Source organism: Klebsiella sp. GL120222-02 (assembly GCF_003097195.1).
Classification (GTDB): Bacteria; Pseudomonadota; Gammaproteobacteria; order Enterobacterales; family Enterobacteriaceae; genus Klebsiella; species Klebsiella variicola.
This window is the reverse complement of the sequence record NZ_QEQO01000008.1, coordinates 48,956-62,147: the sequence shown is the minus strand read 5'-3', so window position 1 is coordinate 62,147 and position 13,192 is coordinate 48,956. Positions and strand designations below refer to the sequence as shown.

The window sequence follows — 13,192 nt, the reverse complement described above, 5'->3', positions numbered from 1 at the left end:
CTGTCTGAGAACGAGAGTTAACCGGGGAAGTGTGCCATAATCTGGCCGCCAGGCATACTCATCACCTGGTTCCAGCACCGCGATATCGAAAGGATGAATCATGACGCACCCCCTTGCAGATATGCCAGACCGCCCTCCGGGGCGAGGTCCATCAGGCACTGCCGCCACCGGCGAACCTTCGCTTTCCATGCAGCAACGCACCGTCCTGGAGCGACTGATCACGCGCCTGGTGGCGCTGACCTCGCAGCAGAATGCGGAAGTGTGGGCCTGCGTCAAGCATGATCTCGGACTGAAAGGCGACACGCCGCTGCTGGCCTGCCATTTCAGCGCCGCGGAGGCCAGTCTCAATCAGCGTTTAGCCGCCGCTCAGGACAATCATCATCATCGTCAGACGCTGGCGCAGCTCAGCGATCTGCTGGGTCAGGGCAATAACCGTCAGGCGGTCAGCGATTATATTCGTCAACATTATGGGCAAACGGCGCTGCATGCGTTAAGCCAGCCGCAGCTGGAGAACATTCTGCACCTGCTGCAGCGCGGCCAGCTATCGATCCCGCAGCCGCAGCAGCGCCCGCCGACCCTGCGCCCGCTGTTGCCGGCCGAGCACAACACGCTCAATCAGCTGGTGACTAAGCTGGCGGCTGCCACCGGCGAACCGAGCAAACTGATTTGGCAATCCATGCTGGAACTTTGCGGCGTCAAATCCGGAGAGCTTATCCCGGCGACGCACTTCACGCCGCTTTCATACTGGCTGCAGGCGCGGCAAACGCTGAGTGCGCAAAGCGCGCCCACGCTCACCTCGCTGCAGGGTGCGCTCAAGCAGCCGCTGGAGGCCGCAGAATGGCAAAAGATTGTCGACTTTGCGCGTCGCAGCTGGCAGGTCACCCCGCAGACGACGCTGAGCCCAGCGCAGATCCTGGCGCTGTTGAACAAGGTGTTTGTGCTGCGGGTAGCCCGCGCCCAGGAGACGCTGGCCATCCCGCAGGAAGAGCCCGCGCCGAAACGAGCGTGGGCCGCTAAGCCGTGGCAGCTGGCGCTAGGCGGTGTGCTGATCCTGCTCCTCCTGCTTTGGCTCCTGCTGTAGCCCACACCGTAGGAAAGCGCGCCCGCCTCATGCGGGCGCCCGTTAAGTGATTTGCCGGTTACCACCACACCTCGGCCTGAACGCCAACCATAAACTCATCTTTGCTGTCGTCGTTGAACGCAAACTGCGACAACTGGTTATCGAGAATATTGATATACGTACCATAAAAGCGAATTTCAGGACGTGACCCCAGCAGGCTCGGCCCAACCTTCAGCGCATGGTACAGCGTCGTTTTATACGCTGACTCCTGCAGATCGTCGCCCTGACGGGTGTTGTTTTTCTGGGTAAACCACCCCAGCTCGACCCCGGTCTGGTTCCAGGTGTCCCATATCCACGCCGGGCGGATCACCGCGCGCAGGCTGTCGAAATCGCTGTGCGCTCCGCTTTCATAGCTATACACATCATTGCCATGGGCCCACACCAGCGAATTGGCCATGATAATGCGATCGGCGAGATACATTTCCCCCTGCGAGATCAGACGCCAGGCCACGCCGTTGGTATGATCACCATAGTAATAGCGTCCGCTGGCCATGGAGTTACTGGCGCCGGAGAAGTTGGCGAAACTGCTGGCGTACGAGTTGTTCGCCACCTGCAGCGTAAATTCGTTAAAGCCCTTGCGCTCCAGCTCCTGACGAATAATGGCGGTGGCCATCCAGGTATCTTTGAACCGGAAGTAGCTGTTGTTATCCTCGTTTCTCTCCTGCTCGTCATTTTTATTCGCGAACGCATATTTGCCCATTAGCGACAGAGACCCCGACTGCCACAGGGGAATATTGCGATAGCGCAGGTCGACTGAGTTGGTGTTCATCTGAGTGGTTTGTGTGAAATCTCGTGAATATACGTCGACATCGTTCCGGCTGACGGACGCATCCAGCTGACCAACCCCCAGCGCCCAGTTCTGGATCCCGACCCCGGCCGCAACGTCGGTGGTCAGTGACTTCCAGTCCAGCATCTGAATTTCATACTCGGGCAGTTTATGTTTGCCGACCCAGAAATCCGCCTCTGGCGCGAACGGCAGGAAACCTTTGGTGGTCAGGTAAATATCACTAAACTGCAAAATGCTGTCGTTATCTTTGCCACCAAACCAGGCGTCGTTATACTGCTCGCCGACGTTACCGTCGTAAGTCACAACGGCATTCGCCGTTTTGCCATCCTGGTTATAGACCCGCTGATTCAATGTTAAGTCGAACCAGCCACTCATTTCATTACCGAAACGACCCAGCGAGCCGGGGGCGTAGGTCTGCGACGATCCGTGATTTGATGTTCCCCAGCCGGAACGGAAGTACCCCTGGTAGCTAAAGCCAATATCATCTTTAACAAATTTACTGATGTCCTTCAGGGTGACGCTTTCCAGTTTCGGCTTCTGGCCTTCGGTATCAATAACCGCCACCTGCTGAGTGGCTTTCACCTGCACCGGGGCCGCTTTTTTACTCAGTTCATTATTTTCATTGGCTATATTTTCCGCCACCGGCGACGTTGCTGTTGGATAACCCGTCGTGACATGACGTTTTTCATTCTCCTTAATACTTTTTTGTAATTCGGCCACCTTACCTTTATAGGTCGATAATTGTGATTGCGTTTTTTGTAGCTCTTTTTTATTCGCCGAAAGTTCAGACTCCAGTAATTCCAGACGCTGTTCGATGGTTAATTTAGCCGCCATCACATCACTTGTCGAAATAGCCAGCAGTACCGATAAAGACAATAAGCTCACCTTCAATTGACTTGAATACATAGGGTACCTTTACATATTGTTATAATTGGCCTTCAGCCAGAACGGCTGAAGGCGGGTAAATCAGGCAGAGCGCTCCTGGCGCAGGGCAATAATTTCTTTGGCTAAATCCTGGCACAGCATCGCGGTCATTAAGTGATCCTGGGCGTGCACCAGAATAAGGTTAACGGTGATTTTTCCGCAGCCTTCGTCCTCACCTATCAACGCCGTTTGGATCTGATGCGCTGCCCGACAGGCCGCTTCCGAGCTGGCCATCAAATCCGCTGCCCGCTCCCATTCCCGCTGCCGGGAGGCGGCAATCGCCTCCATGGCGTCTGAGCGCGCCTGACCGGCATAAATCAGCAACTCCATGACCGTACTTTCATCTGCAAACATCGCCATCCTCCTGATCCGTCGCCGCCGCGGTATTGACCTTGTTGGCGGCAATCACAAACGGTAAGTAAATCAATGTTGAAACCGCGAGACACAAAATGCCGACAAACAGCGCCAGCCAGTTGCCGCCAGTGCCAAAGAAGGCGATAAGCGGCCCGGGCGTGGTCCAGGGTACGGCGTAAGCAATCGGCGGAATAAACTCCATGCTAATAAAGAAATAACCGATCAGTGAATTCACAAATGGCACCAGAATAAACGGGATCACCAGGATAGGGTTAAGCACAATCGGCAGGCCAAACATCACCGGTTCATTGATGTTAAACAGGCCCGGCACGAAGGCCATTTTTGCCAGGTCACGGTAGTCTTTGCGCCGGGAGGCAATAAAGATGGCCAGTAACAGGCCCAGCGTCATACCCGACCCGCCGCAGTTGGCAAACGCATCGTTGATGCCAGTCCATGTGATGGGGTACGGCGCTCCCCAGGTGCTGCCATGCGAGGCGGCATAGGAGAGATTTTCGAGGTTGGCTTCCGAGAAGATGGTCTCGCGGATGGCGGCCACGGTGTTCGGCCCATGGATCCCCAGCACCCACAGGAAATTCGCCACCAGCCCCAGCACCAGAACCGTCACGATGTTGGTCCCCATATCCTTCAGCGGGGCCTGAATAAGGGTATAGATCAGATCGTTAAGACCGTTAGGCGAAATACGCGTCAACAGATAGTTGAGGATCGAAAAGAAGATCATCACGAAGAAAATCGGCAACAACACCTTAAAGGAACGCGCCACCGCCGGCGGCACCGCAGCCGGCATCGTGATGGTCACCCTTGGGTTGCGCGCCAGGCGGCAAAAGACTTCACTGGAAATCAGCGCGACGATAATCGCCACAAACAACCCCTGCGGGCCAAGATATTTGGTCGCCAGATAGGCCTGGCCATCGATGATGGTATAAGGCGTGTACACCACAAAAAAGGCGCCGATCGCCGTCAGGCCGCACAGGAGATCGTCCTGCTGATAGCTGATCGCCATATTGCGCGCCACCAGAAAGGTGATCAATATCGCCATAATATTGACCGAACCGTTCATTACCGGGGTGAAAATCTGCTGCGCCTCCGCGAGGTGGGGGAATATCGCCCCTAAATGCAGAATACTGGCGATAAATCCGTCAGGCGACAAAATAGCAAAGTTGATAAGAATAATCAGCGAACTGGCCATGACGATGGGAAACGAAAGAATAAACGCATCGCGAATCGCTGAAACGTGGATCTGAGAATTTAACTTAATCGCGACAGGCACGAGGATTTTTTCCATGCCGCGCTCAAAGGTATCCATGAAACTCATGACGAACCCTTATTCATAATAATTTATTAACGTCATCGTGTTTTTTAGCCGCAGCAGCCCAGGGCAGCAACGAAAGTACCCACACGATAACGGGGATAAATGAGAAAACTATTGGTTTGCCAATAATGCCAGCGCACTTTCCAGAACAGCTTTACCGTCCATTTGCCCATAATATTTCATATCAATCACCGCCACGGGTATTTTTCCCTGAGCCACCTCTTCTATTTCCTTTTTTTGAAAGCGGACCTGTGGTCCCAAAAGGACGACATCTACTTCATTGTTCTTAATTTTTTCTTTAGCTTCAGAAATGGCCAGCGCATTGATATTAACCTGAGCCTTAATATTTTCAGCCTGCTCCTGCATGCGTTTCACCAGCATACTGGTCGACATTCCCGCCGCACATACTAATAATATATTTTGCATTACCCCTTCCTGTTTTATTTATGACCTCAATTGACGAGCACTTTAATAATTGTTAATTTTCTTAACCGCGGTTTTGATCACAGTTAGCCATACCAAAGTGGTGCAGAAGCAAAGCAAAAAATGAACGTCTTGCCCTGTATTTAACAACATACGTTAGCAAACCCATGTTTCCAAAGGGATTGTGGAGGTTCAAAAGTGGTTTACAAAAATATCGTCAATTTGCTTAAAAACAAAATTAATAGCCCGTTTTACAACATTGGCGATCTTCTGCCGGCCGAAAAAGAGTTGGCAGAACTTTATGATGTTTCACGCAATACGTTACGTAAGGCGCTGAAAACCCTGGAAGAGGATGGTTTAATCGAACGCCGACATGGCTCAGGTACATGGATTAGAAATAAGCATTTCCAGGCGTCGGTGACACACCTAGACAGTTTTACCGAAATTGCCCGTAATCAGGGGAAAACGCCCTCCAGCCAGATCCTCAAATTCGAGTTACAGCCAGCGTCGGAGGAAATTGCCCGTGGACTGCAATTGCAGCATGGCGAAGCGGTATATTATGCTAAGAGATTACGTTTTATCGATAATATTGCCATGCAATTAGAAGAAACCTGGCTCTCCGCGACCCGTTTTCCCGATCTGACCATCGCGCATATGAAGAAATCGAAGTTTTCATATATAGAAAACGAATGTGGAGTAAGAATAAATGGATGTTACGAATCAATAGTGCCGGTGCTCCCAACGCCTGAGCTGGCAACCCTCCTGCATATCAGCGCTAAAGATCCGATTATCCGCATGCAGACGCAGGCGATTGATGAACACCACCAGCCTATCGATTATTCCATTCTGTATACCAATATGTTTGAATTCCAGGTGAAGTATTATCTGCCGCGACAGACGGCGTCCGGTCTGCCCGCAAGCAAGACCGGACAATAACTTAACCCTGGCGGCGAAAAGAGACGAGGGTGACGAGGATCCCCAGCGCCGCACAGAGGGCGCCGGCAAGGAACACCGACGAGTAGCCCAGCGAGGTCGCCAGCAGGCCGGTCAGCGGCCCGGTCAGGCCATAGGAGATGTCCTGAAAGGCCGCATAGCCGCCGAGCGCGGTGCCGCGCACCTGCGCCGGGACGCGCTTCACCACCTCCACGCCGAGCGACGGGAAAATCAGTGAGCAACCGCATCCGGTTAGCGCCGCACCGGCCAGCGCCAGCCAGGCATTCGGCGCCAGCCCCAGCAGGGTCAGACCAACCGCCTCTATCATCAGCGAAACCATCGCCACCCTGACGCCGCCAAACCGGTCCGGCATCCAGCCAAACAGAATACGCATCACGACGAAGGCGCCGCCAAACGCCGTCAGGGTAAAGCCGGCCATCGGCCAGCTATGGCTGGCGAAATAGAGGGAAACGAAGGTGCCGATCACCGCAAAACCAACGCCCTGCAGGCCCAGGCCAATGCCTGGCCGCCAGATCATGCCGATGACGCTCCATAATGAAGGCCGCTCGCCACCGTGAGCCGCCACTTTGCGCACGGTACCGTTAATAAGCCAGGCAACGAGCGGTAATCCCATGGTGACGCAGGCCAGCACCGCCACGCCGAAATGGCTATAGATCAATAATCCCAGCGGGGCGCCCACCGCCAGCGAACCGTACATCGCCATGCCATTCCATGACATCACTTTGCCGGAGCGGGCCGGCCCCACCAGCCCCATCCCCCAGCTCAGGTTACCGGTCAGCAGCTGGCTTTCGCCAAACCCGAGGATCAGGCGGCCCAGCAGCAGCAGGCCAAGCCTGGCGAGCACCGGCAACGGCAACAGCGCAGCGGCCAGCCATGCCGCGCCCGCCAGGGCGCAGGCCAGCATCCCTTGCAGGACGGAGCGTTTAGCGCCGTACTGGTCTGCCAGGCGCCCGGCGTAGCCGCGGGTCAGAACGGTGGCGAGGAACTGGATCCCTACCGCCACGCCAACCACGGTGTTGCCAAATCCCAGCTCCTGATGGACAAAGAGCGGGATCACCGGCAGCGGCAAACCAACAGTCATATAGGTCAAAAAGACGGCAAACGTAATACGGAAAAGCGAAAAATTCGCCGAAGAATGGGATGTTGTTTCAGTAACTGCGGACATGCATTACTCCAGATTCGCAGAGTAAGGCGAGCAAAGCGACACGCCCCCTCCACCTGATTATCAGGGTTAAGGCGCGTTGGTTGACGTTAAACGCTTACGCATTAGTGGAGAGACTAATGGATCCGCCAGCAGTGTGCCTGCTGGCCCTTACCCTGTCAAGATAACGAAAAAGGGGAGCCGGTGGCTCCCCTCTGCACTTCGCATGCTGATTAGGCGTTGTATTTACGCATCACCAGCGTGGCGTTGGTGCCGCCGAAGCCGAAGCTGTTGGACATCACGGTGGTCAGCTTAGCGTCAGTCGGTTTGGTGACGATGTTCAGGCCGGCAGCCTGCTCGTCCAGCTCTTCGACGTTAATGCTCGGCGCGATAAAGCCGTGCTCCAGCATCAGCAGGGAGTAGATGGCTTCCTGTACGCCCGCCGCGCCCAGCGAGTGGCCGGTCATCGCTTTGGTTGCCGAGATAGCCGGGCTGTTGTCGCCGAACACTTCGCGGATGGCGCCCAGCTCTTTCACGTCGCCGACCGGAGTAGACGTACCGTGGGAGTTCAGGTAATCGATCGGCGTATCAACACCGTGCATCGCCATCTGCATGCAGCGCACTGCGCCTTCACCAGACGGGGCGACCATGTCCGCGCCATCGGAAGTTGCGCCGTAACCGACGATTTCGGCATAGATGTGCGCGCCACGCGCCAGGGCGTGTTCCAGTTCTTCCACCACGACCATACCGCCGCCGCCGGCGATAACGAAGCCATCACGGTTCGCATCATAAGTACGGGACGCTTTTTCCGGGGTGTCGTTGTATTTGGTGGACAGTGCGCCCATGGCGTCGAACTCGCAGGCCATTTCCCAGCACAGCTCTTCGCCGCCGCCGGCAAAGACGATGTCCTGTTTGCCCAGCTGGATCTGCTCTACCGCGTTACCAATACAATGGGCGGAAGTGGCGCAGGCCGAGCTGATGGAGTAGTTAACGCCGTGGATTTTGAACGGCGTAGCGAGGCAGGCGGAAACGCCGGAAGCCATCGCTTTCGTGACTACATACGGGCCCACGGCTTTCAGACCACGCGGGCTACGCATGGCATCAGCGCCGAAGACCTGGAATTTCGGGGAGCCGCCGCCGGAGCCTGCGATCAGGCCAACACGCGGGTTGCTCTGGTATGCTTCCGGCGCCAGACCTGCGTCGGCAACGGCCTGTTCCATGGACAGGTAAGCATAGATAGAAGCGTCGCTCATAAAGCGCACTACTTTGCGGTCAATGAGGCCAGTGGTATCCAGTTTGACGTTGCCCCATACGTGGCTGCGCATCCCTGAATCTTTAAGCTCCTGAGAGAAAGTGATCCCTGAACGTCCTTCACGCAGAGATGCCAGGACTTCCTGCTGGTTATTACCGATGCTGGAAACGATGCCCAAGCCAGTAATCACTGCACGTTTCATTAAATACCTCTGTAAGTCGCACTATTTTAAGTTTCGTGTCGCACAATAGCGTACACTTGTACGCCGAACAAGTCCGATCAGACATTTTGTGTATAAATTTGCGCCCTCAGGCACACATCGTTAAGATCGTGCTACGCCTTGTGATTCGAGTAACTTACGTGAAACAAAACGCCATACAACCCGCCAACCTGGAATTCAACGCTGAGGGTACACCTGTTTCCCGAGATTTCGACGATGTTTACTTTTCCAATGACAACGGTCTGGAAGAGACTCGCTACGTTTTTCTCGGTGGAAATCGCCTGCCGGAGCGTTTCGCCAGCCACCCTCGCCCGCTGATGATCGTCGCGGAGAGCGGCTTCGGTACCGGGCTCAATTTCCTCACCCTGTGGCAGGCGTTTGACGTTTTTGTTCGTGATAACCCGGACGTTACCCTGCAAAGGTTACATTTCATCAGTTTTGAAAAATATCCGCTGAAGGCTGAGGATCTCCGCCTGGCGCACCAGCGCTGGCCAGAGCTGGCTCCGTGGGCGCACCAGCTGCAGACGCAATGGCCGTCGGCCTTCGGCGGATGCCATCGTCTGCTGCTCGACGGCGGGCGGGTGACGCTCGATTTGTGGTTTGGCGATATCAATGAGCTGACCAGGGAGCTGGATGATTCGCTGAACCAGCAGGTGGACGCCTGGTTTCTTGACGGCTTTGCCCCGGCCAAAAATCCCGACATGTGGACCCAGGATCTGTTCAATGCCATGGCACGTCTGGCGCGGCCCGGCGGGACGCTGGCCACCTTTACCTCCGCAGGGTTTGTCCGCCGCGGCCTGCAGGAGGCCGGCTTTACCATGCGTAAAAGCAAAGGCTTCGGCCGCAAGCGGGAGATGCTGACCGGTGAGATGGCGCAAACGCTGAGCTTTCCTGCGCGCGTCCCCTGGTTCGCTCGCAGTAGCAGCGATGCCCGCGAGGTAGCCATCATCGGCGGCGGGATCGCCAGCGCCCTGCTCTCCCTTGCGCTGCTGCGCCGCGGCTGGCAGGTGACCCTCTACTGCGCCGACGACGCCCCGGCGCAGGGCGCCTCCGGCAATCGCCAGGGTGCGCTGTATCCGCTGTTAAGCCAGCACGATCCGGCGCTGGCGCGCTTTTTCCCGGCGGCCTTTACCTTCGCCCGCCGAATGTATGACGCGCTGCCGGTGATGTTCGATCATCAATGGTGCGGTGTCACCCAGCTCGGCTGGGATGAAAAAAGCGCGCACAAAATCGCCCAGATGCTGGCGCTGAATTTACCTCCGGACATCGCCTGCGCGGTGACGGCGGAACAGGTTGTCGGGTTGACCGGCGTCGATACCGGCTGCGGCGGCATCACTTATCCGGCCGGCGGCTGGCTGTGCCCGCAGCAGCTCACCGCCGAATTGCTGGCGCTGGCGGCAACTCGCGGACTGCACGTGCACTATGGTTATCACGTTGAAACGCTCAGCGCGGAGGGCGATGGCTGGCTGCTCAATCAGCAGCGCAATCATCAGGCGGTGGTGCTGGCGAACGGCCACAGCATCGCGGATTTTGCGCAAACCGCGCAGCTGCCGGTCTACCCTGTTGGCGGCCAGGTCAGTCATATACCTACCACTCCGCGGCTTTCCGCCCTGCGCCAGGTGCTGTGCTACGATGGCTACCTGACGCCGCATAATCCGCAAAATCAGCAGCACTGTATTGGCGCCAGCTACCATCGCGGGAAGACCGATTCCACCTTCAGCGAGGAAGATCAGCAGCACAACCGGCAACGGTTGATCGACTGTTTCCCGAACGCGGAGTGGACGCTGGACGTGGATATCAGCGCCAATGCCGCCCGCTGCGGCGTGCGCTGCGCCACCCGCGATCACCTGCCAATGGTCGGCAACGTGCCAGACTATGAGGCAACATTGACGCAATACGCCAGCCTCCACGAACAGCAGGATCACGCCGGTCGCGCGCCGGTCTGTCACAACCTGTTTATGCTTGGGGCACTCGGATCGCGGGGACTCTGCACCGCGCCGTTAAGCGCTGAGCTGCTGGCGGCGCAGATGAGCGGTGAACCGCTGCCGCTGGATAGCGATACTCTGGCGGCGCTGAATCCGAATCGGCTGTGGGTGAGAAAACTGCTGAAGGGAAAAGCGGTGAAATAAAACCACGAGGGCAGGCAATTTCCCGGGTACGGCTGACGCCTGACCCGGGCTACAATATGGCTCAGGCCTGATTTTTCGCCTGTTGATACAGGTTATGCCACATCCCCTGCACCAGAATTTGGTCCGGCGGCGACAGTTCACCAGCGCTGATGGCCTTCTCCAGGCTCTGGCTGACCTTACTGTTTACCGCTTCAGCAGAATGCTCGCCCTCACCTTCCAGCTCAGCCACCGCCAGCGTCAGGTGGCCGCGCAGATAACCGCCGGCAAACAGTTCATCATCACTGGCGTGGTCTACCATGTTGTCAATCAGCGCCAGAATGCGTGATTCAAACTCCGCGATCATCATCTTACCTCTTGTCATGTAATGTGTGGCCTTAGTGCAGGTCTTCCGGCCACGGAAAGTGTTCCGCCGTCAATGTCGGCGTTTGATAATAATGTTGCAATGCGCGAATAAAACGCGCCGGACGTTCGGGGATCCCTTGTTCAAGCAAAGTCATCACCCGAGCATGGACCCGGCGCTGGAAGGCGATGCGATCGGGCTCAACGTCTCCTTCCAGATTGTCACAGCTGACGTTAAACGGAAATCCCGCCGCCACGCAGAACAGCCACTCATAGGCCTGCGGTTTCACCTCGACGTCCTCAAACTGGCTTTGAGTCATCGCATCGCGGCCATCCGGGCAGTACCAGTAGCCAAAATCGACTCGTTCGCGGCGCGCTTTGCCGGCGACACACCAGTGAGAAATCTCGTGCAGGGCGCTGGCAAAAAACCCGTGCGCAAACACGATACGGTGATAGGGCGTGTCGTCATCGGCCGGAAGGTAGATCGGCTCATCGTCGCCTTTTACCAGGCGAGTATTAAATTCTTCGGCAAAGCAGCTGTCGAAAAGGTCAATCAGCTGCTGATAATGGTGTTGCTGTTGCATTAATGAATTCCCAACCACTGCAAAATCTCAGCCCCGTGGCTGTCATAGAGAAGCTTCGCGCTCATCACCGCCGAGACGATAACGATCATCGGCCGGATCAGCGACTGCCCTTTACTCAGCACCAGCCGGGAGCCGGCGCGAGCGCCAATAAACTGGCCGGCCATCATCACAAAGCCGGTGGCCCAGATGACCTTCCCGCCGATGATAAACAGCAGCAGACCGCCGACGTTTGAGGTCGCGTTCAGCAGCTTGGCATGGGCCGTCGACTTCGCCAGGTTAAATCCGGCCAGGGTGACAAAAGCCAGTGCATAAAACGAACCGGCGCCGGGGCCAAAAAAGCCGTCGTAGAATCCTACGCTGCCGCCAGCAACCAGCGCAAACGGCAGACCGTACAGCCGACGCTGCCGGTCCGCTTCACCCAGTTTCGGCATCAGCAGAAAATAGAGACCGATGCCGATCACCAGCAACGGCAGGATCTGCTTAAGAATATCGGACTGGACGTGCTGGACCAGCAGCGCACCAGCGGTTGAGCCGATAAAGGTCATCAGAATATTCAGCTTCTGATCGGCGAGGCTGACCACCTTACGGCGGACAAAATAGAGGGTCGCCGATAGCGACCCGCCGCAGGCCTGCAGCTTATTGGTCGCCAGCGCCTGCGCTGGCGGCATGCCGGCCGCCATCAGTGCAGGGACAGTCAATAAGCCCCCGCCTCCGGCCAGTGAGTCAATAAAACCGGCCAGGATGGCGACAAAGAAGAGTACCACCAGCACCAACGGCGATACGGCAAACAACTCGATAAAACTATCCATTACAGCACATGCTCATCCAGTAGCGCCTGACAGGAAGGCGGCAACGGCGGCGGCGTCTTCTTCACAGGTGGGGTAGACCCGGGTTTAGGTGGTTCGAACCAGCTCTGCAGCTCCGCTCCGCAGCCATCGCCGGGCGGCGGTGGCGCCTGATCCTCGCACTCCAGACTTCCCGCCGGGCAACGCAGTCGGACGTGCATATGAGCGCGATGCTGGAACCAGGGACGGACTTTACGCAGCCACTGGCGGTCGCTGCCCGCGTCCAGGCACAGTTGCTGTTTAATCGCCGGGTTGACGAAAATACGGGTGACCTCGCTATCTTCCGCCGCCAGCTTGATCAGCTGGCTGATTTGCGGGCTCCACAGCGACGGCACCACGTGCTTGCCGTCGCTGGCGACCAGATCCAGCGCCTGCGGCTTCAACAGCTGAGACGATGTCCAGCGCGTTTGCGGCAGCTGGAGGAAAATATCGACATCCAGGCCCGTCTGGTGACTGGCGTGACCGCCGTTAAAGCGCCCGCCCGCCGGCATCCCCATGTCGCCAATCAGCACGGTTCCCATTCCTTTATTGTGCACCTGATTACTCAGGCGCTGAATAAACTGAACCAGATCCGGATGACCGAAGTAGCGACGCTGATCGGTACGCATCACCTGATAGCCGGTGGCGCTCAGAGGGAGCGCCTCGGCGCCCACGATACAGCCATTGGAAAATGCGCCGATTGACTGGGCGCTGCCGCCGATCGGCTGGGATATTTTCTGCCACGGCGTCGCGGCCAGGCTACCGGCGCTGGCCAGCAGCGCGAGCAGTGCGATAACGGTGTTTTTCATGG

13 protein-coding genes are annotated in these 13,192 nt (G+C 56.8%); 3 read left to right on the top strand and 10 right to left on the bottom strand.

Annotation, left to right across the window (positions count from 1 at the left end; all coding sequences use genetic code 11):
* The first annotated feature begins 100 nt into the window (after positions 1-100).
* Complete coding sequence (flk, locus tag N438_RS21375) at positions 101-1,081, top strand: flagella biosynthesis regulator Flk (RefSeq protein WP_048268659.1); 981 nt, start codon at positions 101-103, stop codon at positions 1,079-1,081.
* 58 nt (positions 1,082-1,139) lie between these two features.
* Here flk and N438_RS21370 read toward each other — a convergent pair whose 3' ends face one another.
* The 4 genes from N438_RS21370 to N438_RS21355 all read right to left on the bottom strand — a co-directional run bounded on the left by N438_RS21370 (position 1,140) and on the right by N438_RS21355 (position 4,941).
* Positions 1,140-2,813 carry a carbohydrate porin gene (locus N438_RS21370; protein WP_023323056.1) on the bottom strand — a complete coding sequence of 558 codons (1,674 nt, stop codon included), beginning with the start codon at positions 2,811-2,813 and terminating at the stop codon, positions 1,140-1,142.
* Between the two features lie 60 nt (positions 2,814-2,873).
* Positions 2,874-3,185, bottom strand: coding sequence for a PTS lactose/cellobiose transporter subunit IIA (locus N438_RS21365; protein WP_016161598.1), 312 nt, complete (start codon positions 3,183-3,185; stop codon positions 2,874-2,876).
* Entirely contained in the window at positions 3,172-4,518 is a 1,347-nt protein-coding gene (locus tag N438_RS21360) for a PTS sugar transporter subunit IIC (RefSeq protein ID WP_016161599.1), read from the bottom strand. The genes N438_RS21365 and N438_RS21360 overlap by 14 nt, the downstream gene beginning before the upstream one ends.
* Positions 4,519-4,626: 108 nt before the next feature.
* The gene (locus tag N438_RS21355; RefSeq protein WP_008803918.1) at positions 4,627-4,941 is read right to left on the bottom strand and encodes a PTS sugar transporter subunit IIB; all 315 of its coding nucleotides are present in this window, start codon (positions 4,939-4,941) and stop codon (positions 4,627-4,629) included.
* A 195-nt stretch (positions 4,942-5,136) separates the two neighbouring features.
* On the opposite strand from N438_RS21355, the gene N438_RS21350 reads away from it, so the two are divergent.
* Entirely contained in the window at positions 5,137-5,874 is a 738-nt protein-coding gene (locus N438_RS21350) for a GntR family transcriptional regulator (RefSeq protein WP_012540966.1), read from the top strand.
* A gap of 1 nt (position 5,875) precedes the next feature.
* Here N438_RS21350 and N438_RS21345 read toward each other — a convergent pair whose 3' ends face one another.
* Complete coding sequence (locus N438_RS21345) at positions 5,876-7,057, bottom strand: MFS transporter (protein ID WP_012540965.1); 1,182 nt, start codon at positions 7,055-7,057, stop codon at positions 5,876-5,878.
* A 209-nt stretch (positions 7,058-7,266) separates the two neighbouring features.
* Complete coding sequence (gene fabB, locus N438_RS21340; RefSeq protein WP_008803915.1) at positions 7,267-8,487, bottom strand: beta-ketoacyl-ACP synthase I; 1,221 nt, start codon at positions 8,485-8,487, stop codon at positions 7,267-7,269.
* Between the two features lie 158 nt (positions 8,488-8,645).
* Between fabB and mnmC the strand changes: the two genes are divergently transcribed.
* Positions 8,646-10,634, top strand: a complete 1,989-nt coding sequence (gene mnmC / locus N438_RS21335) for a bifunctional tRNA (5-methylaminomethyl-2-thiouridine)(34)-methyltransferase MnmD/FAD-dependent 5-carboxymethylaminomethyl-2-thiouridine(34) oxidoreductase MnmC (RefSeq protein ID WP_116696525.1) — start codon at positions 8,646-8,648, stop codon at positions 10,632-10,634.
* Between the two features lie 61 nt (positions 10,635-10,695).
* Here the strand turns inward: mnmC and N438_RS21330 are convergent, their stop codons facing one another.
* Genes N438_RS21330 through mepA form a run of 4 tightly spaced genes read right to left on the bottom strand, consistent with a single transcriptional unit; the run spans position 10,696 to position 13,190 of the window.
* Complete coding sequence (locus N438_RS21330; protein WP_008803913.1) at positions 10,696-10,977, bottom strand: YfcL family protein; 282 nt, start codon at positions 10,975-10,977, stop codon at positions 10,696-10,698.
* A 31-nt stretch (positions 10,978-11,008) separates the two neighbouring features.
* Complete coding sequence (locus tag N438_RS21325; RefSeq protein ID WP_012540963.1) at positions 11,009-11,557, bottom strand: elongation factor P hydroxylase; 549 nt, start codon at positions 11,555-11,557, stop codon at positions 11,009-11,011.
* On the bottom strand, positions 11,557-12,366 hold the full coding sequence (locus N438_RS21320; RefSeq protein WP_008803911.1) for a sulfite exporter TauE/SafE family protein: 810 nt from the start codon (positions 12,364-12,366) through the stop codon (positions 11,557-11,559). The genes N438_RS21325 and N438_RS21320 overlap by 1 nt, the downstream gene beginning before the upstream one ends.
* Positions 12,366-13,190, bottom strand: a complete 825-nt coding sequence (mepA, locus tag N438_RS21315; RefSeq protein WP_008803910.1) for a penicillin-insensitive murein endopeptidase — start codon at positions 13,188-13,190, stop codon at positions 12,366-12,368. Before mepA ends, N438_RS21320 begins: the two co-directional genes overlap by 1 nt.
* Positions 13,191-13,192: the final 2 nt, after the last annotated feature.